Origin of the sequence: Metapseudomonas phytobenefica, from assembly GCF_043392685.1 — a bacterium.
Lineage (GTDB): Bacteria > Pseudomonadota > Gammaproteobacteria > Pseudomonadales > Pseudomonadaceae > Metapseudomonas.
On record NZ_JBHZGM010000035.1, the window covers coordinates 33,301 to 55,325 of the forward strand.

Sequence of the window (22,025 nt, forward strand, 5' to 3'; positions counted from 1 at the left end):
CATCTTCCCTGGAAGGTTCGCCTATGTCGAAACGCCTGCTGCTGGCGCTGGCCGGTACCCTGATGGTGTTTGCCGGTGCCGCCCGCGCCGAAGTGGACGAGAACTACAGCGTCGTTCTCCTGACTGAAAACTTCCCGCCCTACAACATGTCGATCAACGGGAAGAACTTTGCCCAGGAAGACAACATCGACGGCATCGCGGTCGATATCGTGCGCGAGATGTTCAAGCGAGCCGGGGTCAAGTACAGCCTGACCCTGCGCTTCCCCTGGGACCGCATCTACAAGCTGGCGCTGGAAAAACCGGGCTATGGCGTCTTCGTCACCGCGCGCCTGCCGGAGCGCGAGCAGTCCTTCAAGTGGGTTGGCCCGATCGGTCCGGATGACTGGATCATGCTGGCCCGCGCCGACAGCCAGATTGCCCTCGGCAGCCTGGACGACGCCCGCCAATACAAGGTGGGCGCCTACAAGGGCGACGCCATCGCCGAATACCTGACTCAGCAGAAGCTCGACCCGATCACGGCCCTGCGCGATCAGGAGAACGCCAGGAAGCTGGAGAAGGGCCAGATCGACCTCTGGGCCACCGGCGACCCCGCCGGTCGTTACCTGGCCAGACAGGAAGGCGTGAGCGGCCTGAAGACCGTCCTGCGCTTCAACCAGGCGGAGCTGTTCCTGGCGCTGAACAAGGAGGTCCCCGACGAGGTGGTGAAGAAACTCCAGGTCGCGCTGGACCAGATGCGCGCCGAGGGCTTCGTCGACGAGATCCTCAACAGCTATCTGTAGAAAGACACGAACGACCGGCCACGAGCCTGTCGTTTGCTATCGCCATGGAAGGCGGGACGAGTCGAGTCGTACGTCCGTGGGTGGGGAGCCCACGCAAGGAAGCCGCTTGGCCACAACCACAACTCAAGCGAGCGGGTAAGACAATGCAGAAGTTGATCCAACGCGCCCTGACCCTGGGCCTGATGTTCCTCGCCTTCACGGCACGCGCCGAATTGCCGGCTGACTACAAGGTGGTGTTGCTCACCGAGAACTTCCCGCCGTTCAACATGGCGGTGGACGACAAGAACTTCGCCCGGGACGACGGCATCGACGGCATCAGCGCCGATATCGTCCGCGAGATGTTCAAGCGTGCCGACATCAACTACAGCCTGACCCTGCGCTTCCCCTGGGACCGCCTCTACCGCCTCACCCTCGACAAGCCCAGCTACGGCCTGTTTTCCACCACCTTCACCGCGGAGCGCCAGCCGCTGTTCAAGTGGGTCGGCCCCATCGCCAAGACCGAGTGGGTGCTGCTCGCCGCGCCGGGCAACAACCTGAGCGTCAAGGACCTGAAGAGCGCGGCCCAGTACCGCATCGGCGCCTACAAGAACGACGCCGTGAGCCAGCACCTGGAAAGCCAGGGCATGGCGCCGCAGAATGCCCTGCGTGACCAGGAGAACGTGAAGAAGCTGATCAAGGGCCAGATCGACCTCTGGGCCACCACCGATCCGGTGGGCCGCTACCTGGCCAAGCAGGAAGGCGTGACCGGCCTGCAGACCGTGCTGCGTTTCAACAGCGCCGAACTCTACCTGGCCTTCAACAAGGACACCCCGGACGAGGTCATCGAGCGCCTGCAGAAGGCTCTGGACGAGATGCGCAACGACGGCTACGTCGACGAGATCACCCAGAACTACCTGTGACAATGGTGCAGGTTTGCCTTTCTCTGTGGGGGCGAATTTATTCGCTAATCAGGCCGCAGGCCTGACGGTCGAGGTTACGGGGCCGCTTCGCGGCCCACAGCGAATGAATTCGCCCCCCACAAGGGCATCTTGGGGAGCTAGCGATAAACCCCCGCCTTGCCATGGGCCGCCATGGCCCGGTTGCCGCGCAGGGCGATCAGCATTTCCACGTTGATCAGTTCAAAGCCCTGCTGCTTCAGGCGCGGGAGCTCGCGTTCGAGCAGTTCCAGGGTCGCCGGGTGCGGGTGGCCGATCATCAGTGCCGAGCCCTGCTTGCGGGCGAGCCTGAGGGCGGCGTCGAACTGGGCGGCCACGGCGGCCGGGCTCTGGTCGTCGTCGAGGAAGATGTCCCGCGAGAGGCTGGCCAGCCCGGCCTTCTGCGCTTCGGCGGCGGCCACGGTGGCGGCGCTGGTGCGACTGTCGATGAAGAAGCGGTGCTCCCGCAGCAAGCGTTGCATCAGCCAGGCCATGGCCGGACGCTGCTGGGTCATGCGGCTGCCCATGTGATTGTTCAGGCCGCGTGCGTGAGGCACCCGCTGCAGGGCGGCGTCGAGACGCTTTTCCAGTTCGGCGGTGGCAAGTCCAGGATGCCAGGCGTAGGGGCCTCCAGCCGGGTCCATGGGCAGGTGCAGCATCACCGTCTTGCCTGCGCTATGGGCGGCTTCGGCCAGTTCGCGGGCGTGCGGTGTATCCGGAAGGATGGACAGCGCCACCGGGCCGGGGAGGGCGAGGACGCGGCGATCACGGGCGGGATTCTGGCCCAGGTCGTCGATCACCAGGCCCAGGCGGGCCGGCGCGGCGGCCCAGGTGCTGGCTGCCGTCGCGCCCAGGCAGAGCGCCAGCAGCCAGGCCTTCCAGCGCATCCTCAGTTCTCGCGGGTGATGTTCAGGCCTTTCAGCAGGTTGAGGGCCTGGCTCAGCTGGAAGTCATCGTCCTGCGGGCGCGGCTCTGCGGACTTCTTGCTCGAACTCGGACGGTCGGCGCCGCCGTTGCCGTTGCCGAGGTGGCCGGCGAGATCCGCTTCCTTGAAGCTTTCGCTGTCCTGCTCGCGGGTGACCTTGGCGCGCGCCACTTCGATGTCCGGGACTATGCCTTGGGCCTGGATCGAGCGGCCGTTGGGGGTGTAGTAGAGCGCGGTGGTCAGCTTCAGGGCGCGGTCGTTGTTCAGCGGCAGCACGGTCTGCACCGAACCCTTACCGAAGCTGTCGGTGCCCATCACCACGCCGCGCTTGTGGTCCTGCAGGGCGCCGGCGACGATCTCGGCCGCCGAAGCGCTGCCGCCGTTGATCAGTACCACCAGCGGCACGCCCTCGCTGGCATCGGCCGGGTCGGCGGAGAAGCGCAGCTCGGAATTGGCGATGCGGCCCTTGGTGTAGACGATCAGGCCTTTCTTCAGGAAGTGGTCGGAAACCTCCACCGCCGATTGCAGTACGCCGCCGGGGTTGTTGCGCAGGTCAAGCACCAGGCCGGAGAGGCGAGCATTGTTGTCCTTGCGCAGCTTGGCCAGGGCCTTGCCGACTTCTTCGCCGGTGTTGACCTGGAACTGGGTGATGCGCAGGTAGCCATAGCCCTTCTCCAGGAGCTGGCTCTTCACGCTCTTGACCTTGATCGCCGCGCGAACCAGCTCGACGTCGAACGGCCGGCCGCCGTCGCGCACCAGGGTCAGGGTGATCTTGCTGCCGGCCTTGCCGCGCATCTTGTCCACCGCATCCATCAGCGAGATGCCCTTGGTGGGCTGGCCGTCGATCTTGACGATCAGGTCGCCGGGCTGGATGCCGGCCCTGGAGGCCGGAGTGTCGTCGATGGGGGAAACCACCTTGATGAAGCCGTCTTCGGCACCGACCTCGATGCCCAGGCCGCCGAACTCGCCGCTGGTGCTTTCCTGCAGCTCCTGGAAGTCTTCCGGTTCCAGGTAGGCGGAGTGCGGGTCAAGGTTGCTGAGCATGCCCTTGATGGCATTTTCCAGCAGGGTCTTGTCGTCGACCGGCTCGACGTAGGCGGACTTGATGCGGTCCAGCACCTCGGCGAAGGTGCGCAGCTCATCCAGTGGCAGCGGCGCCTTGCCGCTCACCGCCGTGGCAGGGAGGGTTGCCGGCTCCTCGGCGGCCAGAAGCTGCGGGGCGCCGCCGAGCAGCGCCAGCGTCATGGCCAGGGAAGTGAGGCGGGACAGATGCGGCATGCGAAACTCCTGCTAGATGAGATGGCGCCTATCCTTGGGCGCGGCACCATTGTGCCGGGTCGGTGGGGCGGCCCTGCTGGCGAATGGCGAAGTACAGTGCGGGCGTGTCTTGCCCGCCGCTATTGCCGACGGTGGCGATGGATTCGCCTGCTTGCACGATATCGCCGGCACTTTTCAATAGGCGCTGATTGTGCCCGTAAAGGCTCAGATAGCCGTTGCCATGGTCGAGAATGACCAGAAGCCCGGCGCCGCGCAACCAGTCAGCGAAAACCACGCGGCCGCCATGCACGGCGCGGACGGAGCTGCCTTCGGGGGCGCCGATCAGCACGCCGTCCCATTTGGCGCGGGAGTCGCCGCCGCGGGCCGAGCCGAAGCGCGCCACCAGACGGCCGTCCACCGGCCAGGGCAGCCGGCCACGGGCCTTGGCGAAGGGGCCGCCGAAATTGCCGCCGGCGCTGGAAACCATCGGGCCACTGGTGGCCTGCGCGGGGCTGCCGGCCGGGCGTTCGCGCAGTTGCCGCTGCTGCTCGGCGAGGGCGCGCTTGCGGGCTTCCTCGGCTTCCCGGGCCTCGCGCTCCTGGCGCGCCAGGGTTTCTTCGATGGTCTTCAGCACCTTGCTCAGTTGGGCCTGGTCCTGCTGGCGGGCCTTGAGCTTCTTGTCGCGGTCGCTGAAGTCCCGGTTGAGCTTGGCCAGGGCCTGCTGGCGTTCCTTGCGCGCGGCCGCCAGTTGCTCGCGGCGGCCCTCCAGGGCGGCCTTCTGTTCGTTCAGATGGTCCTGCTGGGCGGTGATGTCGTGCTCGACGTTGGCCAGCTGGCGCAGGGTCTCGTTGAACGCCGAGAGCTGCTCCAGGCGCGCCTTGCTCAGGTAATCGTAGTAGGTGAGGGTGCGGGCGAACTTCTCGGGATGCTGCTGGTTGAGCAGCAGCTTGAGGTATTCCTGCTGGCCGCTCTGGTAGGCGGCGCGAGCCTGGATGCCGATCAGCCGTTGCTGCTCAGCGCGTGCGGCCTGGAGTTTTTTTTTCTCCCCATCCAGGCGCTGGATCTCCTCTTCGCTCTTCTTGAGCTCTTGCTGCAGGTCTTTGACCTGCTGCTCCAGGTCGCCCATCTCGGTTTCGGTCTTCTTCAGATCGGCCTGGACGCCGGACTTTTCCTCCTGCAGCTGCAGCAGGAGTTTCTTCAGCTCGGCGACGTCCTTGGCGGCCTGATCCAGCTGTTGCCGGGTTTCGGCGCGCTGGTCGGCCATGACCGGGGTGATCAGGCTGGCGAGGATAACGAAGGCAAGGGTGCGAAACATGAGACGTGGGGCACCAGGGGGAAGGACCGGCCTAGTATGCCCGTGGCGCGGTGCAAAAAAAACGCCCGGAACCAGGGGGTCGGGGCGTTTCCGGATGAGGCGCGCAGAATTTCCGCGCGCGGGCCGCCCATAGGTGGCGGCCCGGGGCGATCATTGCAGTTCGACGATGGTCTTGCCGGTCATCTCGGCCGGTACCGGCAGGCCCATCAGGGTCAGCAGGGTCGGCGCCACGTCGGCCAGCACGCCGCCTTCGCGGATCTTCGCCGGGCGCTTGCCTACATAGATGAAGGGCACCGGCTCACAGGTGTGGGCGGTGTGCGCCTGGCCGGTCACTTCGTCTTCCATCTGTTCGACGTTGCCGTGGTCGGCGGTGATCAGCGCTTCACCGCCCACCTTGTCCAGGGCTTCGACGATGCGGCCGACGCAGCTGTCCAGGCACTCGACCGCCTTGACCGCGGCTTCGAACACGCCGGTGTGGCCGACCATGTCGCCGTTGGCGTAGTTGACCACGATCACGTCGTAGCGCTGGTTGAGGATGGCGTCGACGATCTTGTCGGTCACCTCGGGGGCGCTCATTTCCGGCTGCAGGTCATAGGTGGCGACCTTGGGCGACGGGATCAGGATGCGCTCTTCGCCTTCGAAGGGCTCTTCGCGGCCGCCGGAGAAGAAGAAGGTCACGTGGGCGTACTTCTCGGTCTCGGCGATGCGCAGCTGGGTCTTGCCGTTCTTGGCCAGGTATTCGCCCAGCACGTTGTCCAGGGACTCTGGCTTGAAGGCACAGGGCGCGGGGATGCTGGCCGCGTACTGGGTCAGCATCACGTAGCCGGCGAGGCTCAGCTCGCGCTGGCGGGGGAATTCCTTGAAGCCCGGTTCGACGAAGGCGCGCGACAGTTCGCGGGCGCGGTCGGCGCGGAAGTTCATGAAGATCACGGCGTCGCCGTCTTCCACCTTCACCGGATCGCCGATACGGGTGGCCTTGACGAATTCGTCGCTCTCGCCGCGCTCGTAGGCGGCAGCCAGGCCTTCGACTGCGGTGGCAGCGGTGAATTCGGCCTGGCCTTCGGTGATCAGGTTGTAGGCCGCTTCGACGCGGTCCCAGCGGTTGTCGCGGTCCATGGCGAAGTAGCGGCCGATCAGGCTGGCGATGCGGCCCTTGCCGAGGCGGGCGAAGGTGTCGTCAAGCAGCTTGATGGACGGCTCGGCGCTCTTCGGCGGGGTGTCGCGGCCGTCGAGGAAGGCGTGCAGGTAGATCTGCTCCGCGCCGCGCCTGGCGGCCAGTTCGGCCATGGCGACCAGGTGGTCCTGGTGGCTGTGCACGCCGCCTTCGGAAAGCAGGCCCATGAAGTGCACCGCCTTGCCGGCGGCCACGGCCTTGTCCACGGCGGCGGTGATTGCCGGGTTGCTGAAGAAGTCGCCGTCGCGGATCGCCTTGGTCACGCGGGTGAAGTCCTGGTACACCACGCGACCTGCACCCAGGTTCATGTGGCCGACTTCGGAGTTGCCCATCTGGCCGTCCGGCAGGCCGACGTCCATGCCGCTGCCCGAAATCAGGCCGTGGGGCTGGGTGGCGCGCAGGCGATCGTAGACCGGGGTGCTGGCGGCGTGGATGGCGTTGTATTCGGGGCTGTCACTGTGACCGAAACCGTCCAGGATGATCAGGACCAGGGGTTTGGGCGTGGCTGTCATAGTGTCCGTCTCGTCTGCGGCAATGGGAGGAAAGTTGCGGGCAAGGCCCCGGAAAAAAGACGCGGCATTCTACGGTCTGGTTCCGTCGGCGTCACCGCTGGACGGGGTTTGGCCGACCTGTGGGGCTGTGTATACTGGCCGGCATTTTACCGTCCCGGAAGCCGACGATGCTCGCTAAGCTGATTGAATTTGCCACTAACCACTATGTACTGAGTGGATCGTTCGTGGTGCTGCTGGCCCTGCTGCTGGCCCATGAACTGCGCCGTAGCGGCCGCGCCATTTCCACCCGCGAGCTGACCACCATGGTCAACGGCGGCCAGGCCGTGGTGCTCGACGTGCGCGCTAGCAAGGATTTCTCCGGCGGCCATATCGTCGATGCCCTGAACATTCCCTACGAGAAGCTCGCCAGCCGCATCGCCGAACTGGAGAAGCACAAGGACAAGGCCATCATCGTGGTCGATTCCATGGGCCAGCATGCCGGCACTGTCTGCCGTGACCTGAAGAAGGCCGGATTCAACGCGCTCAAGCTGTCCGGTGGCATCGGCTCCTGGCGTGGCGACAACCTGCCGCTGGTGAAGTGAGATGGCCGAAATCGTCGTCTATTCGAGCGCCTGGTGCCCCTACTGCATCCGTGCCAAGCACCTGCTGGACAGCAAGGGTGTGCGCTATGAAGAAATCAGCGTTGATGGCAACCCCGCAATTCGCGCCGAGATGACCCGCAAGGCCGGGCGTACCTCGGTGCCGCAGATCTGGATCGGCCAGACCCACGTGGGCGGCTGTGACGACCTGTACGCCCTGGAACGCGCCGGCAAGCTCGATGCGCTGCTCCAGGTGAGCCCGCAAACGGAAACGCACTAGAACAAGGCAGAACCATGACCGAACAAGCAAGCAACGGCGAAAACCAGAATCCCCAGTTTTCCCTGCAGCGCATCTACGTGCGCGACCTGTCCTTCGAAGCCCCGAAGAGCCCGGAGATCTTCCGCCAGGAGTGGACCCCGAGCGTTTCCCTGGACCTGAACACCCGCCAGAAGCAACTGGACGGCGACTTCCACGAAGTGGTGCTGACTCTGTCCGTGACCGTGAAGAACGGCGAAGAAACCGCCTTCATCGCTGAAGTGCAGCAGGCCGGTATCTTCCTGATCAAGGGCCTGGACGCGGCTTCCATGAGCCACACCCTGGGCGCCTTCTGCCCGAACATCCTGTTCCCCTATGCCCGTGAAACCCTGGACAGCCTGGTTGTCCGTGGTTCCTTCCCGGCGCTGATGCTCTCCCCGGTCAACTTCGACGCCCTGTACGCCCAGGAACTGGCGCGTCTGCAGGCCGCCGGCGAAGCCCAGGCCTGAGTTTCCGGCTCCACGAAAAAAGCGCCTTTCGGGGCGCTTTTTCTTTGTCCGGGAAATGGGGTGGGGAAACCTTGTGGGGCGAATTCATTCGCTAAGGGCCGCGAAGCGGCCCCTGTGGCGTTGAGGGCAGCCCTGCGGGCTGCTTAGCGAATGAATTCGCCCCCACAGAAGTGCCGGAGCGGCCTTGTCCCGGCTCAATCCAAGCTGAAATCATGCTGCCGCCAGGCCTCGTACACCGCCACGGCCACGGTGTTGGAGAGGTTCAGGCTGCGGCAGTTGGGGCGCATCGGCAGGCGCAGGCGCTGCTCGGGTGGCAGGCTGTCGCGAACTTCCTGGGGCAGGCCACGGCTTTCCGGGCCGAAGAGGAAGGCATCGCCCTTCTCGAAGGCCGCTTCATGGAACAGCTTGCTGCCCTTGGTGGTGAAGGCGAAAACGCGGGGGTGGCCCAGGGCCTCCAGGCAGCTTTCCAGGTCGCTGTAGCGCTTGAGGGTGGCGTACTCGTGGTAGTCCAGGCCGGCCCGGCGCAAGCGCTTGTCGTCCAGTTCGAATCCAAGGGGGTCGATGAGATGAAGGTGGCAGCCAGAATTGGCGCACAGCCTGATAATGTTGCCGGTATTCGGCGGAATTTCCGGTTGAAACAGGATGACGTGAAACATGGGTGGCCCCGAGCCCGAAGACGGGCGGCATTCTACTCCCGATGATGATCCCCGACCGAGCCTGTGGCCGCGCTTTTTGTTCTCCCTTGCGCTGTTCGGCCTGCTGGTGGGCATGATGATCGGCCGCCTGACGACGCCCGAGCCCGTGCATCTGGAGCAAATCGAGGTGCGCCAGGACGGCCTCGCGCTCTGGTTCGATCAGGAGCCCGAGGTGCGGGCTGAAGAGCTGGATGGCGCCTATGCGCTGATACTCGGCGCGGACGGGCAGTCCGCCCGGGGGCAACTGACCCTCGGCACGGCGCCGGTGAGCTGGAAGGTGCAGCGCTCGCCCCATGGCGTGATGCTGCGCTTCGTTGCGGCGCGACCCTTGCACGGTGAATGGCACGGCGCCGCGGCGGATGGGCGCTGGCGGCTGGAAGTCAGCCTGCGCGCCGAATAAAAGAGGGGATTCCCCGGCCTGCCTGTACCAAGGCCCCCTGAAACCTGGTCGCCCGTGGGCGACGCCGTCCTGCATGCGGCTCTTCTGGAGCCGTGGCGGCTGGAGGTCAGCCTGCCTGTCATAAGAGCGGGGATTCCCTGGCCTGCCTGTACCAGGGCCCCCGAAACCGCTGTTATCTGGACTATTGCACGGGGCGTGCCAGTTTTTTCGGAACACCAGTACAAGTCTCTTCGCTCGCCTGGAGGCCGCGTGGCTAGTGGCCTTGAGGGAAAAGGGGCTGGGCGCCGACAGCAGGATTTCAGTCTTGCGCGTGCCTGGTGGCGGAGCACTTTTTTGATGCACAAGTGTTGTTCGGGCACCACCGAAGGTCCTTTTGTCGCCGTATCCAGCTGCCTGGCGAATGCAGGAAGACCTCGCCGGGGCGGAGGCAAGAACGGGCTCGGTGGTGCTCGGAGTGGCGGCAGGTTTGGCTGGACTTGCAGTTCCGCACTTGCCAGCGGGAACGGGAGGAGCTTTGGCGCACGGACGCCGGAGTGGTGGGCTGATCGCGAGTGGAGGGCTGGGAAGCGGGAGGGCGGGGCATTGCGCCCCGCCGGACGGCGTCAGGCTTCGTCGCCGTCGTCTTCGTCGCCGCCGTCCACCTTCATGCCCAGTTCCTTGATCTTCCGGGTCAGGGTGTTGCGGCCCCAGCCCAGCAGGACCGCTGCATCCCGGCGGCGGCCGGCGGTGTGCTTGAGGGCGGTTTCGATCATGATCCGCTCGAAGGCCGGCACGGCGGTGTCGAGCAGCCCCGACTGGCCACGGGTCAGCGACTGGTCGGCCCACTGGCGCAGGGCCTGTTCCCAGTTGGTCGCCGGGGCGGTGTCCTGGGGCTGGGTGAGCAGCTCCGGCGGCAGGTCGTCGATATGCACCTCGCGACCCGAGGCCATCACCGTGATCCAGCGGCAGGTGTTTTCCAACTGGCGCACGTTGCCCGGCCAGGGCAGGTGTTTGAGGTAGTCCTCGGTCTCGCTTTTCAGTAGCTTGGGCTCCACTGCCAGCTCCTGGGCGGCGCGGGTGAGGAAATGCCGTGCCAGTGTCGGGATGTCTTCGCGGCGGTCGGCCAGGCGCGGGATGTGGATGCGGATGACGTTGAGACGGTGGAACAGGTCTTCGCGGAACTTGCCGGCCTGCACCAGGTTTTCCAGGTTCTGGTGGGTGGCGGCGATGATGCGCACGTCCACCTTCACCGGCGTGTGGCCGCCGACGCGGTAGAACTCGCCATCGGCCAGTACGCGCAGCAGGCGGGTCTGGGTGTCCGCCGGCATGTCGCCGATCTCGTCGAGGAACAGGGTGCCGCCGTCGGCCTGCTCGAAACGGCCGCGACGCTGGTTGGCCGCGCCGGTGAAGGCGCCTTTCTCATGGCCGAATAGCTCGGACTCCATCAGGTCCTTGGGGATCGCCGCCATGTTCAGGGCGATGAACGGGGACGCCGCGCGCGGGCTGTGGCGGTGCAGGGCGTGGGCGACCAGTTCCTTGCCGGTACCAGATTCGCCGTTGATCAGCACGGTGATGTTGGAGTGGCTGAGGCGGCCGATGGCGCGGAAGACCTCCTGCATGGCCGGCGCTTCGCCGATGATCTCCGGGGTGCGTGCCTGGCTCGCCGGGGTTTCCAGGCCTTGCTGTTCCTGGGCGTGCTGGTAGGCGCGCTTGACCAGGGAAACCGCCTCGTCGACGTCGAAGGGCTTGGGCAGGTACTCGAAGGCGCCGCCCTGGTAGGAAGCGACCGCGCTGTCCAGGTCGGAGTGGGCGGTCATGATGATCACCGGCAGGCGCGGGTGCAGGTCGCGGATCTGCGCCAGCAGGTCGAGGCCACTGACGCCCGGCATGCGGATGTCCGAGATGATCACGTCCGGCTGCTGCCGGGAGAGGCGACCGAGCAGGCTGTCGGCGCTCTCGAAACTCTGCGTGTTCATGCCTTCCTGTTGCAGGGCCTTTTCCAGGACCCAGCGGATGGACCGGTCGTCGTCGACAATCCAGACGGTTTCAGTACGGCTCATGACGAAGAGGCTCCTTGTTCCAGCGGCAGGAAGATAGAGAAGACGGTGTGGCCGGGATGGCTCTCGCACTCGATCAGGCCCTGGTGCTGACTGATGATGTTCTGGGCAATGGCCAGCCCGAGTCCGGTACCGTCCGGGCGGCCGCTGACCATGGGATAGAAGATGGTTTCCTGGAGCTCGGCGGGGATGCCCGGGCCGTTGTCGATGATTTCCACCTTGGTCACCAGGCGATGGCGCGTATGGCCGATGGTGAATTGGCGCAGGGTGCGCGTGCGCAGGGTGATGCGGCCCAGGCGCAGGTCGCTCTGCCCGGCGATGGCCTGCATGGCGTTGCGCACGATATTGAGCACCGCCTGGATCATCTGTTCCTTGTCGATGAACAGGTCGGGAATGCTCGGGTCGTAGTCGCGCACCAGATTGAGGCCGCCCTGGCTTTCCGCTTCCACCAGGCTGCAGACACGCTCCAGCACTTCGTGGATGTTGGTCATGGCCAGCGACGGCAGCTTGTTCGAGCCGAGCATGCGGTCCACCAGGTTCCGCAGGCGGTCGGCTTCTTCGATGATGACGTTGGTGTAGTCCTTCAGGGACTCGTCCGGCAGTTCGCGGGAAAGCAGCTGGGCGGCGCCACGGATGCCGCCCAGGGGGTTCTTGATCTCGTGGGCCAGGCCGCGGACCAGCAGTTTGGTGGTTTCCTGCTTGGACAGCTGCGCTTCTTCCTTGGTGATTCGCAGCAGGCGGTCGCGGGGATGCACCTCCAGCAGCAGCAGGGTTGCGCCGCGGTTGGGGATGGGCGTCACTGCGTAGTCGACGGTCAGCGACTGCCCGGACAGCGAGGTCAGCATGGCTTCGCGCTTGGTGAACGGGTGCGCCTGCTCCACCGCCTGGCGCAGGGAGGTCAGGGCCTCGGGCGATTCGGTGAACAGCTCGCTGATGAACTGGCCGTGGCTGCGCTGGCCGCTGACGGCCAGGAGCATTTCCGCCGCCGGGTTCATGTACTCGAGCCGCAGATCGGCATTGAGCAGGATCACCGCAGTGGTCAGGTTGTCGAGCAACAGTCGATGCAGGGCGTCGTTGATGGTCATGGCTTTGGTGCTCGTGGCGATGACGTGGAAATGCAAGAAGCAAACCAAAGCACTGAAAAGGCGCGGAAAAACAGGGTTTTCGCTGGCCGAGGCGGCTTTTCAGAGCAGATAGTTCGGCGCTGGATGAACCAAAATGGGGACAGTATAGAAAGCGGTGCAGAGGAGTGCACCGAAATGGTGCGTATTAGGCGGGTGTTCGGGGGGCGGATCGGGAAGGCCATCCCGGTCCGCCGCAGCCGGGGGAGTCAGATGAACGGCAGGATGGCGATGTCGTCGTCATCCTCGTCCTTGGGCTTGTCCTTCAGTGGGCATTCGGGGCGCACGCCGTAGTCGTCCTTCTTGCACGGGCGGGCCAGGCGCTTCTGCGACAGCGACATGCGCACGATATGCACTGGCTGGCCGGGGGTGCGCTCCACCACGCGACCCTGCTCGTCGATGATTTCCACCGCCAGTTGATGGGTGCCGCGATCCAGGTTCTTCAGCGGGAACACCGGGCTGCGGCCAGGGTCGCCCACGGGCTGGCCGTCCAGCAGCAAGCGATAGCTGTGGTTGTCGCGCAGGCCGGGTTCGCTCATCGCGCTGACGATCAGGTTGCCTTCGCCGTCGCGGATGGTGGCATCGGGCTCGGGCACCAGTATGCGCAGCACCTGGTAGCCCTGCTCACGGGGAATGGGCTTGGGGTAGAGCGGCGGTGGTTGGATATCCTTCGGCGCGTTCATCGTGTTGGGCGCCGGGGCGATTTCCAGGCGCTTGGCGTTGCCCGGCTTGGGCTGGTCGGTGAAGACGCGGTTACCTTCTTCATCGATGTAGGTGTAGACCTCGGCCAGCGCGGGCTGGCCCAGGAGCAGCAGGGCGAGGAGCAGGAAACGGGTCATCAGTCAGTTGTTGGGCCGTGGCGTGGGGGCTGGCGGGCGCAGCGCGGGGCTGCTGGTGTTGACCCGCTGGACGGTGAAGGTAACGGGCGCGCTGCTCTGCACCACAGTGGTGCCGGCGAGGACATCGACCGCCAGGCTGTGCTCACCGCGGTCGGCATTCACCACCTGCAGGCGCGGTACGTTGGCCGGTTGCCCATAGGGCTGGCCGTCCAGGCGCAGGCGCAGGCTGTGGCCGGGCCGCAGGCGCGGTTCCAGGTGGACGCCGACACTGAAGGTGCCGTTGTTGGCGCGCAGGGCTTCCTCGTCGGGGATATCGGTCAGCTCCAGCACCTGGTAGGACGCCACTTGCTCGGCACTGGCCTCCTTCTCGGCAGGCTGGCCCGGCGGCTGCGCCTGGATCGCGTTGGTCGGCGGCAACTCCACCTTCTCGCTGGCGGTGCCATCCGGGGGCTGGTTGGTGAACACCGTGTTGCCGTTGGCGTCGGTGTACTTGTAGATCTGTGCGGCGGCCGGCAGGGCGGCGGCGAGCAGCAGGCAACTGATGATGAGTCGCATGAGGGCGGTCTCCGGAAACCCATGCCAAGCCTTGCACCCGGATGGCGGGCTGGCAAGTCAGGTATTGTGCGACAGCGCTGGTGCAGTGGGTGTGCGGTGCAACACGTTGGCGCATTTGTGCAGGCTGAGGCCGCTCGAATCTCGTCGCGGCGAACCCTTGGGAGCCCGCGCTGTCACTGTTGCCGCTGCCGAGTACGAAGCCGGCCTATCCGCGCGAGTGGCTGGTGCGCCAGCTTTTGTATGATGCGCTTCGCTTTAATCGTTTGTGGGTGCTCTTCCCGTGCCAATACCATCCTTGCGCTTCATCCGCGTCCTGTTCCCGCTTCTGTTCTGCCTGTTCGTCGGGCTGCTGGTTCCCGACCAGGGCCAGGCGGCGCTGCCCAACCCGCTGGCGGCCGGCTCGTCGGGTGGTGAACCGGTCAGCAATGCCCAGCTCGAACAGTCGCTCAACCAGGTGATCCGGACCCTGGAAAACGACCAGCAGCGCGCTGACCTGCTGAAGAAGCTGAAGCAGTTGCGCGACGTCACCGGCAAGGAGAAGGAAAGCGAAGGCGGGGTGATCGGCCTGATCGGCGATACCCTGGGCAGCCTGGAAAAGAAATTCCAGGGCGAGAACAGCCCCCTGGTGATCTGGAGCAACCAGTTCCTCCAGGCCCGCGCCGAAGTGGAAGAGCGCCTGCCCGGCTGGCGCGAGTGGCCGGGAATCGTGTTCAACTTCGGCGTGGTCATCCTGCTCTGGGCCTGCCTGGCCAGCGCGCTGCTCTGGCTGGGGCGGCGCATGCGGGAACGGTTCGGCCTGTCGGCGGAGCTGCCACAGCATCCCAAGACCCGCGACCTGGTGCTGTTCGCCCTGAGCAAGCTGGGGCCCTGGCTGATCGCCTTCCTCATCACCCTCTACCTCTCGTTCGTATTGCCCAGCTCCCTGAGCAAGACCCTGGCGATGGTGATGGCCTACGTGCTGGTCTGCGGCACCCTGTTTTCCGCGCTCTGCGTGATCTGCCTGTCGATGCTCAGCGGTCCGCACCGAATCCGTGCACTGAATATCCTGCGGCGCCAGGCGTTCCGTCCGTTGTGGCTGATCGGCAGCCTGGCCGCCCTCGGCGAGGCGGCCCACGACCCACGCCTGGTGGCAGGGCTGGGCGAGCACACGGCGCTCTGCCTGAGCACCCTGGCCAATGCCACTGCGGCGGTGTTCACCGCGCTGTTCGTCCTGCGCTTCCGCCGCCCCATCGCCCACCTGATCCGCAACCAGCCGCTGGAGCGCCGCCTGAAGGGCCGCGCGCTGCACGAACTGGTGGAACTGGTCGGTTCCCTGTGGTTCGTGCCGGTGCTGTTGCTGGTGGGGACCTCGCTCTTCGCCACCTTCGTGTCCGCCGCCGACAGCAGCGTCGCCCTGCGCCGTGCCTTGCTCTGCGCGGTGCTGGCGGTGGTGGCGATGACGGTCATCGGCCTGCTTAACCGCCGCTCCGGCCGTGACGGTGAGGGGCACCGGCGCAGTGCACCCTACGTCGAACAGCTGCAAAAATTCGGCCTCACCCTGGTGCACCTGTTCGTGGTGCTGTTCTTCGTCGAAGTGGGGTTGCGGGTCTGGGGCATGTCGCTGATCCGCTACGCCCAGGGCGATGGCGAGCAGATCAGCATGAAGGTGGTCAGCTTCGGCACCACCTTGCTGATGGCCTGGCTGGTCTGGATCCTCACCGACACGGCAGTGCAGCACAGCCTCGGCATCAGCGGCAAGAGCCGGGCGAACACCCGGGCGCTGACCATGCTGCCGCTGATCCGCAACGTGCTGTTCGTGACCATCGCGGTGATCGCGCTGATCGTCGCCCTGGCCAACATGGGCATGAACGTCACACCGCTGCTGGCCGGCGCGGGGGTGATCGGCCTGGCGATCGGTTTTGGTGCGCAGTCCCTGGTGGCGGACCTGATCACCGGACTGTTCATCATCATCGAGGACTCGCTGTCCATCGACGACTACGTGGATGTCGGCGGCCACCTGGGTACCGTGGAGGGGCTGACCATCCGCACCGTGCGCCTGCGCGACCTGGATGGCGTGGTGCACACCATCCCCTTCAGCGAGATCAAGAGCATCAAGAACTTCTCGCGGCAGTTCGGCTACGCCATGTTCCGCTGGCCGGTGCCGGCGAGCATGCCGATCGACGACGCGGTGGCTTTGGTGCAGGAGGTGGCCAGGGAACTGCGCAGCGATCCGGACGTGCGCCGCAGCCTGTGGTCGCCCCTGGAAATGCAGGGGGTGGAAAGCTTCGACAACGGCCAGGCGATCCTGCGCTTCCGCTTCAAGACCGCGCCGATCAAACAGTGGGAAGTGCAGCGGGCGTTCAACCTGCGCCTGCGCAGGCGCCTCGACCAGAGCGGCCTGGAACTGGCGATGCCGCGCCTGAACGTGCAGCTCAGCCGGATGCGCCAGCCAAGGGCCAAATCGCCGGAAGGGCGGGGCATGGCGGTGGACGAGGGGATATAGACGGCGATGAACGTTGGTTGTGGGGGCGAATTCATTCGCTAAGCAGACCGCAGGTCTGCCCTGAAATTGCGGGGGGCTGCTACGCAGCCCATAGCGAATGACTTCGCTCCCACAGGAAAACCATTCAATAAAAAAGCCTCCCGAAGGAGGCCTCAATGTTGACGCTATTTATAGGTATTCGTGGATCAGACGCTGTAGTACAGGTCGTATTCCAGCGGGTGCACGAAGGTGCGCACCTTGATTTCTTCTTCGCTCTTCAGCTCGATGTAGGCATCGATGAAGTCGTCGCTGAACACGCCGCCCTTGGTCAGGAACGCGCGGCCCTTGTCCAGTTCTTCCAGAGCCTCTTTCAGGCTGCCGCAAACCTGCGGGATTTCCTTGGCCTCTTCCGGCGGCAGGTCATACAGGTTCTTGTCGGCGGCATCGCCGGGGTGGATCTTGTTCTGGATGCCGTCCAGACCGGCCATCAGCAGTGCGGCGAAGGCCAGGTAGGGGTTGGCAGCCGGGTCCGGGAAGCGCGCTTCGATACGGCGGGCTTTCGGGCTGTTCACGTACGGGATACGGATGGAAGCGGAACGGTTGCGGGCGGAGTAGGCCAGCATGACCGGAGCTTCGAAGCCCGGAACCAGACGCTTGTAGGAGTTGGTGGACGGGTTGGTGAAGCCGTTCAGCGCCTTGCCGTGCTTGATGATGCCGCCGATGAAGTACAGGGCGGTGTCGGACAGGCCGGCATAGCCTTCGCCAGCGAAGGTGTTCTTGCCATCCTTGGAGATGGACATGTGAACGTGCATGCCCGAGCCGTTGTCGCCGTACAGGGGCTTCGGCATGAAGGTCACGGTCTTGCCGTAGGCGTCGGCAACGTTGTGCACGCAGTACTTCAGGGTCTGGACTTCGTCAGCCTTGGCAACGAGGGTGTTGAACTTCACACCGATCTCGTTCTGGCCGGCGGTGGCCACTTCGTGGTGGTGAACTTCTACCACCAGGCCCATTTCTTCCAGGGCGTTGCACATGGCGGTACGGATTTCGTGGTCGTGGTCGACCGGCGGTACCGGGAAGTAGCCGCCCTTCACACCCGGACGGTGGCCCTTGTTGCCGCCTTCGATGTCGGCGTCGGTGTTCCAGGAAGCCTGCTCGGAGAAAATCTTGAACATGGAGCCGGAGATGTCGGACTTGAACTTCACTTCGTCGAAGATGAAGAACTCCGGCTCCGGACCTACGAATACGGTGTCACCGATACCGGTGCTCTTGAGGTATTCCTCGGCGCGACGGGCAATGGCGCGCGGGTCGCGGTCGTAGCCTTGCATGGTGCTCGGCTCGATGATGTCGCAGACCAGGATCAGGGTCGGCTCTTCGGTGAACGGGTCCAGCACGGCGGTGCTGTCGTCCGGGAGCAGGATCATGTCGGAGGCTTCGATGCCTTTCCAGCCGGCGATGGAGGAACCGTCGAACATCTTGCCGTGTTCGAAGAAATCGTCATCCGCGTCACGGGCCGGCATGGTCACGTGCTGCTGCTTGCCTTTGGTATCGGTGAAGCGCAGATCAATCCACTTCACGTCGTGTTCTTTAATCAGTTGAAGCGACTTCGACATGTTGTCCTCCAGGTGGAAAGGGGGCGGGAACCGTTAACCCCTTAAAGAATTCGTAGTGAAGCCGGGGCGGGATAGTCCGCCAGGGCGACCTGCCTCACAAGGGAGCAATTAGCGTGCCAGTGCCCCGTTCTGGGCAGAAGCCTCAAAACTCGCACCTGGCGGGGGCTTGGTCGTGATTGTGCACAAAATTTCGCACCCTTTTTGTGCTTGTCGTGGTGCGCGTGATCCATTTTGGTGCGATCTGTGCTTTTCTGAAGGAATTTGGTCAAAGCTTGAACAATTTCCGCTATAATCCGCGCCCCTCTTTTTCGGCCGCCGCCCACGCGCTGTTTTTCATGAAACTCATCGTCAAAGTCTTCCCGGAAATCACCATCAAGAGCCGGCCGGTGCGCAAGCATTTCATCCGCCAGCTCTCGAAGAACATCCGCGCGGTCCTGAAAGACCTGGACCCGGAACTCGAGGTGACCGGCGTCTGGGACAACCTCGAGGTTCAGACGCGCCAGACCGAGCCGAAGCTTCTGCGCGAAATGATCGAGCGGCTGACCTGCGTCCCTGGTATCGCCCACTTCCTCGAAGTGCACGAGTACCCGCTGGGCGATTTCGACGACGTGCTGGAAAAGTGCAAGCTGCACTACGCCGACCAGATTCCCGGCAAGATTTTCGCCGTGCGCTGCAAGCGCGCCGGCAAGCATCCATTCACCTCCATGGAGCTGGAGCGCCACGTCGGCAGCCGCCTGCGCCAGGAGTGCAACGCCGCCGGCATTTCCCTGAAGAACCCGGAAGTGGAAGTGCGGATGGAAGTGCGCGACCAGCGCCTGTTCGTCATCCACCACCAGCACGACGGCATCGGCGGTTACCCGCTGGGCTCCCTGGAGCAGACCCTGGTGCTGATGTCCGGTGGCTTCGACTCCACCGTCGCCGCCTACCAGATGATGCGCCGCGGCCTGATGACCCACTTCTGCTTCTTCAACCTCGGCGGCCGTGCCCACGAACTGGGCGTGATGGAAGTGGCCCACTACCTGTGGGAGAAATTCGGTCGTTCCCAGCGCGTGCTGTTCATCAGCGTGCCCTTCGAGGAAGTGGTCGGCGAAATCCTCAGCAAGGTGGACAACAGCCAGATGGGCGTGGTGCTCAAGCGCATGATGCTGCGTGCTTCCACCCACATGGCACGCCGCCTGAACCTGGATGCGCTGGTTACCGGCGAAGCCATTTCCCAGGTGTCCAGCCAGACCCTGCCTAACCTCTCGGTGATCGATTCGGCCACCGACATGCTGGTGCTGCGCCCGCTGATCGCCAGCCACAAGCAGGACATCATCGACACCGCCACCCGCATCGGCACCGCCGAGTTCGCCAAGCACATGCCCGAGTATTGCGGCGTGATTTCGGTGAACCCGACCACCAAGGCCAGGATCGGCCGTATCGAGCACGAAGAAGAGCAGTTCGACATGGCCATCCTTGAACGCGCCCTGGAACGTGCGCGTCTGGTGCCGATCGACCGCGTGATCGACGAACTGGGCCAGGACCTCAAGGTGGAAGAAGTGAACGAAGCCCTGCCGGGCCAGATCATTCTCGACATTCGCCATCCCGACGCCCAGGAAGACGACCCCTTGGAGTTGCCGGGCATCGAGGTGCAGGCCCTGCCGTTCTACGCGGTCAACAACCGTTTCAAGGAACTGGACGCCAACCGCCAGTACCTCCTGTATTGCGACAAGGGCGTGATGAGCCGCCTGCATGCCCACCACCTGCTCAGCGAGGGGCATGCCAATGTGCGCGTTTATCGCCCCACGGGCGGCAGGCCATGATCGGAGCCCGTTCTACCCGCAATGTGGTGGAGCCGCAGCAACTGCGGCCTCCCGACGTTGTAACCGGAATCGCACAAATTGCCTGCAGCTTGAAGCCTGCAGCCTGAAGCTTTCTTTATCGAGACATACAAACGTGATCGAAAAACTCCGCAATATCGCCATCATCGCCCACGTCGACCATGGCAAGACCACCCTGGTGGACAAGCTCCTGAAGCTGTCCGGCACCCTCGACCGCAAAGAAGCGGAAAACGAGCGCGTGATGGACTCCAACGACCAGGAAAGAGAGCGCGGCATCACCATCCTGGCGAAGAACACCGCCATCAAGTGGAACGGCTACAACATCAACATCGTGGACACCCCCGGCCACGCCGACTTCGGCGGTGAGGTAGAGCGCGTGATGTCCATGGTGGACTCCGTACTGCTGGTGGTGGACGCCCAGGATGGCCCCATGCCGCAGACCCGCTTCGTGACCCAGAAGGCCTTCAAGGCCGGCCTGCGTCCGATCGTGGTGGTGAACAAGATCGACCGTCCGGGCGCGCGTCCTGACTGGGTCATCGACCAGATCTTCGACCTGTTCGACAACCTCGGCGCCACCGACGAGCAGCTGGACTTCCCGATCGTCTACGCCAGCGCCCTGAACGGCATCGCTGGTCTCGACCACGAGAAGATGGACGACAACATGGATGCCCTGTTCCAGGCCATCATCGACCACGTCCCGGCCCCGGACGTAGACGTCGACGGTCCGTTCCAGATGCAGATCTCCCAGCTGGACTACAACAGCTTCCTCGGCGTGATCGGCATTGGCCGTATCGCCCGTGGCCGCGTCAAGTCCAACACCCCGGTGGTCGCCATCAGCGACGACGGCACCCGCCGCAACGGCCGCATCCTCAAGATCATGGGCCACTCGGGCCTGCAGCGCGTCGAGGTGGCCGAGGCCGAGGCCGGCGACATCGTCTGCGTATCCGGTATGGAAGAGCTGTTCATCTCCGACACCCTGTGCGACCCGCAGAACGTCGAAGCCCGTCCGCCGCTGACCGTCGACCAGCCGACCGTGAGCATGACCTTCCAGGTCAACGACTCGCCGTTCGCCGGCCGCGAAGGCAAGTTCGTCACCAGCCGCAACATCAAGGACCGCCTGGACAAGGAACTGCTGCACAACGTGGCCCTGCGCGTTGAAGCCGGCGACTCCGCCGAGAAGTTCAAGGTCTCCGGCCGTGGTGAACTGCACCTGTCGGTACTGATCGAAACCATGCGCCGCGAAGGCTTCGAGCTGGCCGTGGGCCGCCCGGAAGTGGTGATCATCGAGAAGGACGGCGTCAAGCAGGAGCCCTACGAGAACGTCACCATCGACATCGAGGAACAGCACCAGGGTCCGGTGATGGAGCAGATGGGTCTGCGCAAGGGCGACATGACCAACATGATCCCCGACGGCAAGGGCCGTATCCGCCTGGAATACATCATCCCGGCGCGCGGCCTGATCGGCTTCCGTAACGCCTTCCTGACCATGACCTCGGGCACCGGCATCCTGACCTCCACCTTCGACCACTACGGTCCGGTGAAGGCCGGCGACGTCGCCCACCGCCAGAACGGCGTGCTGGTCTCCATGGCCACCGGCACCGCGCTGACCTACTCCCTGGAAACCCTGCAGGACCGCGGCAAGCTGTTCCTGTCCCCGGGCGACGAAGTCTACGAAGGCCAGCTGGCCGGTATCCACAGCCGCGACAACGACCTGGTGATCAACCCCACCAAGGCCAAGAAGCTCGACAACATGCGCGCCTCCGGCAAGGACGAAACCATCCAGCTGACTCCGGCGCTGAAGTTCACCCTGGAACAGGCCCTGGAATTCATCGACGAAGACGAGCTGGTGGAAGTGACGCCGAAGTCCATCCGCCTGCGCAAGAAGCTGCTCAACGAGAACGACCGCAAGCGCTACGAGCGCAGCAAGGTCTGACCCTCGCGCAGTGAATGAAAAAGCCCCCGCCGGAGTGATCCGGCGGGGGCTTTTTGTTGGGATGCGCCTCCGACTGTGCCGACAACTGTAGGTGGGCGTAGAGCGAAGCGAAACCCAACGGTTCGAGGCCTGGCCGAGCATATGGGGCCGCGGTGCCAGTCGGTAAAGGCTTGCAGGCAAGCTTGGGTAGGGCGCGCCACCGACGTTAGGGAAATCCTTATATGGACGCCTCCCGGAGCTCAATCGGTAATCATGTTGGCGTGTAGGTAGGAGCAGTCTTATATCCGGCCTATGGTGCAGGCCGATAAGCCCTGCTGGCCCTGATGGAATCCGCTG

General features: G+C 64.5%; 19 protein-coding genes. 9 read left to right on the top strand and 10 right to left on the bottom strand.

Going from position 1 to position 22,025, the window contains the following annotated elements:
• The first annotated feature begins 23 nt into the window (after positions 1–23).
• Positions 24–779, top strand: coding sequence for a substrate-binding periplasmic protein (locus tag ACFW0B_RS22070; RefSeq protein WP_449151114.1), 756 nt, complete (start codon positions 24–26; stop codon positions 777–779).
• Between the two features lie 143 nt (positions 780–922).
• The gene (locus ACFW0B_RS22075; RefSeq protein ID WP_449151115.1) at positions 923–1,678 is read left to right on the top strand and encodes a substrate-binding periplasmic protein; all 756 of its coding nucleotides are present in this window, start codon (positions 923–925) and stop codon (positions 1,676–1,678) included.
• 137 nt (positions 1,679–1,815) lie between these two features.
• On the opposite strand, the gene ACFW0B_RS22080 is transcribed toward ACFW0B_RS22075, so the two are convergent.
• From ACFW0B_RS22080 to gpmI, 4 genes are all read right to left on the bottom strand, one after another.
• Positions 1,816–2,580 carry a divergent polysaccharide deacetylase family protein gene (locus tag ACFW0B_RS22080; protein WP_449151116.1) on the bottom strand — a complete coding sequence of 255 codons (765 nt, stop codon included), beginning with the start codon at positions 2,578–2,580 and terminating at the stop codon, positions 1,816–1,818.
• Positions 2,581–2,582: 2 nt separating this feature from the next.
• Positions 2,583–3,896 carry a S41 family peptidase gene (locus tag ACFW0B_RS22085; RefSeq protein WP_449151117.1) on the bottom strand — a complete coding sequence of 438 codons (1,314 nt, stop codon included), beginning with the start codon at positions 3,894–3,896 and terminating at the stop codon, positions 2,583–2,585.
• Between the two features lie 28 nt (positions 3,897–3,924).
• Entirely contained in the window at positions 3,925–5,190 is a 1,266-nt protein-coding gene (locus ACFW0B_RS22090; RefSeq protein WP_449151118.1) for a murein hydrolase activator EnvC family protein, read from the bottom strand.
• A gap of 150 nt (positions 5,191–5,340) precedes the next feature.
• Positions 5,341–6,876, bottom strand: coding sequence for a 2,3-bisphosphoglycerate-independent phosphoglycerate mutase (gene gpmI, locus ACFW0B_RS22095; protein ID WP_449151119.1), 1,536 nt, complete (start codon positions 6,874–6,876; stop codon positions 5,341–5,343).
• 167 nt (positions 6,877–7,043) lie between these two features.
• Between gpmI and ACFW0B_RS22100 the strand changes: the two genes are divergently transcribed.
• Genes ACFW0B_RS22100 through secB form a run of 3 tightly spaced genes read left to right on the top strand, consistent with a single transcriptional unit; the run spans position 7,044 to position 8,219 of the window.
• Positions 7,044–7,457: a rhodanese-like domain-containing protein gene (locus ACFW0B_RS22100; RefSeq protein WP_449151120.1), complete on the top strand. Its 414-nt coding sequence runs from the start codon at positions 7,044–7,046 to the stop codon at positions 7,455–7,457.
• A 1-nt stretch (position 7,458) separates the two neighbouring features.
• Complete coding sequence (gene grxC / locus ACFW0B_RS22105) at positions 7,459–7,734, top strand: glutaredoxin 3 (RefSeq protein ID WP_449151121.1); 276 nt, start codon at positions 7,459–7,461, stop codon at positions 7,732–7,734.
• 14 nt (positions 7,735–7,748) lie between these two features.
• Entirely contained in the window at positions 7,749–8,219 is a 471-nt protein-coding gene (gene secB / locus ACFW0B_RS22110; RefSeq protein ID WP_190829512.1) for a protein-export chaperone SecB, read from the top strand.
• A 194-nt stretch (positions 8,220–8,413) separates the two neighbouring features.
• Here secB and trmL read toward each other — a convergent pair whose 3' ends face one another.
• On the bottom strand, positions 8,414–8,875 hold the full coding sequence (gene trmL, locus ACFW0B_RS22115) for a tRNA (uridine(34)/cytosine(34)/5-carboxymethylaminomethyluridine(34)-2'-O)-methyltransferase TrmL (RefSeq protein WP_449151122.1): 462 nt from the start codon (positions 8,873–8,875) through the stop codon (positions 8,414–8,416).
• Here trmL and ACFW0B_RS22120 point away from each other — a divergent pair.
• Complete coding sequence (locus tag ACFW0B_RS22120) at positions 8,874–9,314, top strand: hypothetical protein (RefSeq protein WP_449151123.1); 441 nt, start codon at positions 8,874–8,876, stop codon at positions 9,312–9,314. The two genes, trmL and ACFW0B_RS22120, sit on opposite strands and share 2 nt — an antisense overlap.
• Positions 9,315–9,916: 602 nt before the next feature.
• On the opposite strand, the gene ntrC is transcribed toward ACFW0B_RS22120, so the two are convergent.
• From ntrC to ACFW0B_RS22140, 4 genes are all read right to left on the bottom strand, one after another.
• A complete protein-coding gene (gene ntrC / locus ACFW0B_RS22125) occupies positions 9,917–11,353 on the bottom strand; it encodes a nitrogen regulation protein NR(I) (RefSeq protein ID WP_449151124.1) in 1,437 nt (478 codons plus the stop codon).
• On the bottom strand, positions 11,350–12,435 hold the full coding sequence (gene glnL / locus ACFW0B_RS22130) for a nitrogen regulation protein NR(II) (protein ID WP_449151125.1): 1,086 nt from the start codon (positions 12,433–12,435) through the stop codon (positions 11,350–11,352). Before glnL ends, ntrC begins: the two co-directional genes overlap by 4 nt.
• Before the next feature lie 245 nt (positions 12,436–12,680).
• Positions 12,681–13,310, bottom strand: coding sequence for a DUF4124 domain-containing protein (locus ACFW0B_RS22135; protein ID WP_449151126.1), 630 nt, complete (start codon positions 13,308–13,310; stop codon positions 12,681–12,683).
• A gap of 3 nt (positions 13,311–13,313) precedes the next feature.
• Positions 13,314–13,865, bottom strand: coding sequence for a DUF4124 domain-containing protein (locus tag ACFW0B_RS22140; protein ID WP_449151127.1), 552 nt, complete (start codon positions 13,863–13,865; stop codon positions 13,314–13,316).
• Positions 13,866–14,145: 280 nt separating this feature from the next.
• On the opposite strand from ACFW0B_RS22140, the gene ACFW0B_RS22145 reads away from it, so the two are divergent.
• A complete protein-coding gene (locus ACFW0B_RS22145) occupies positions 14,146–16,347 on the top strand; it encodes a mechanosensitive ion channel family protein (protein WP_449151128.1) in 2,202 nt (733 codons plus the stop codon).
• Between the two features lie 185 nt (positions 16,348–16,532).
• On the opposite strand, the gene glnA is transcribed toward ACFW0B_RS22145, so the two are convergent.
• A complete protein-coding gene (glnA, locus tag ACFW0B_RS22150; RefSeq protein ID WP_449151129.1) occupies positions 16,533–17,936 on the bottom strand; it encodes a glutamate--ammonia ligase in 1,404 nt (467 codons plus the stop codon).
• Between the two features lie 335 nt (positions 17,937–18,271).
• Between glnA and thiI the strand changes: the two genes are divergently transcribed.
• Together thiI and typA are read left to right on the top strand one after the other, a co-directional pair.
• Positions 18,272–19,738, top strand: a complete 1,467-nt coding sequence (gene thiI, locus ACFW0B_RS22155) for a tRNA uracil 4-sulfurtransferase ThiI (RefSeq protein WP_449151130.1) — start codon at positions 18,272–18,274, stop codon at positions 19,736–19,738.
• A 133-nt stretch (positions 19,739–19,871) separates the two neighbouring features.
• Positions 19,872–21,689, top strand: a complete 1,818-nt coding sequence (gene typA / locus ACFW0B_RS22160; protein WP_449151131.1) for a translational GTPase TypA — start codon at positions 19,872–19,874, stop codon at positions 21,687–21,689.
• Positions 21,690–22,025 lie beyond the last annotated feature (336 nt).

Excerpts from the sequence above, each read along its gene's own strand:
- ACFW0B_RS22070 (WP_449151114.1), top strand. The coding sequence starts at position 24 with ATGTCGAAACGCCTGCTGCTGGCGCTGGCCGGTACCCTGATGGTGTTT.
- ACFW0B_RS22075 (WP_449151115.1), top strand. The coding sequence starts at position 923 with ATGCAGAAGTTGATCCAACGCGCCCTGACCCTGGGCCTGATGTTCCTC.
- ACFW0B_RS22080 (WP_449151116.1), bottom strand. The coding sequence starts at position 2,580 with ATGCGCTGGAAGGCCTGGCTGCTGGCGCTCTGCCTGGGCGCGACGGCA.
- ACFW0B_RS22085 (WP_449151117.1), bottom strand. The coding sequence starts at position 3,896 with ATGCCGCATCTGTCCCGCCTCACTTCCCTGGCCATGACGCTGGCGCTG.
- ACFW0B_RS22090 (WP_449151118.1), bottom strand. The coding sequence starts at position 5,190 with ATGTTTCGCACCCTTGCCTTCGTTATCCTCGCCAGCCTGATCACCCCG.
- gpmI (WP_449151119.1), bottom strand. The coding sequence starts at position 6,876 with ATGACAGCCACGCCCAAACCCCTGGTCCTGATCATCCTGGACGGTTTC.
- ACFW0B_RS22100 (WP_449151120.1), top strand. The coding sequence starts at position 7,044 with ATGCTCGCTAAGCTGATTGAATTTGCCACTAACCACTATGTACTGAGT.
- grxC (WP_449151121.1), top strand. The coding sequence starts at position 7,459 with ATGGCCGAAATCGTCGTCTATTCGAGCGCCTGGTGCCCCTACTGCATC.
- secB (WP_190829512.1), top strand. The coding sequence starts at position 7,749 with ATGACCGAACAAGCAAGCAACGGCGAAAACCAGAATCCCCAGTTTTCC.
- ACFW0B_RS22120 (WP_449151123.1), top strand. The coding sequence starts at position 8,874 with ATGGGTGGCCCCGAGCCCGAAGACGGGCGGCATTCTACTCCCGATGAT.
- trmL (WP_449151122.1), bottom strand. The coding sequence starts at position 8,875 with ATGTTTCACGTCATCCTGTTTCAACCGGAAATTCCGCCGAATACCGGC.
- ntrC (WP_449151124.1), bottom strand. The coding sequence starts at position 11,353 with ATGAGCCGTACTGAAACCGTCTGGATTGTCGACGACGACCGGTCCATC.
- glnL (WP_449151125.1), bottom strand. The coding sequence starts at position 12,435 with ATGACCATCAACGACGCCCTGCATCGACTGTTGCTCGACAACCTGACC.
- ACFW0B_RS22135 (WP_449151126.1), bottom strand. The coding sequence starts at position 13,310 with ATGACCCGTTTCCTGCTCCTCGCCCTGCTGCTCCTGGGCCAGCCCGCG.
- ACFW0B_RS22140 (WP_449151127.1), bottom strand. The coding sequence starts at position 13,865 with ATGCGACTCATCATCAGTTGCCTGCTGCTCGCCGCCGCCCTGCCGGCC.
- glnA (WP_449151129.1), bottom strand. The coding sequence starts at position 17,936 with ATGTCGAAGTCGCTTCAACTGATTAAAGAACACGACGTGAAGTGGATT.
- thiI (WP_449151130.1), top strand. The coding sequence starts at position 18,272 with ATGAAACTCATCGTCAAAGTCTTCCCGGAAATCACCATCAAGAGCCGG.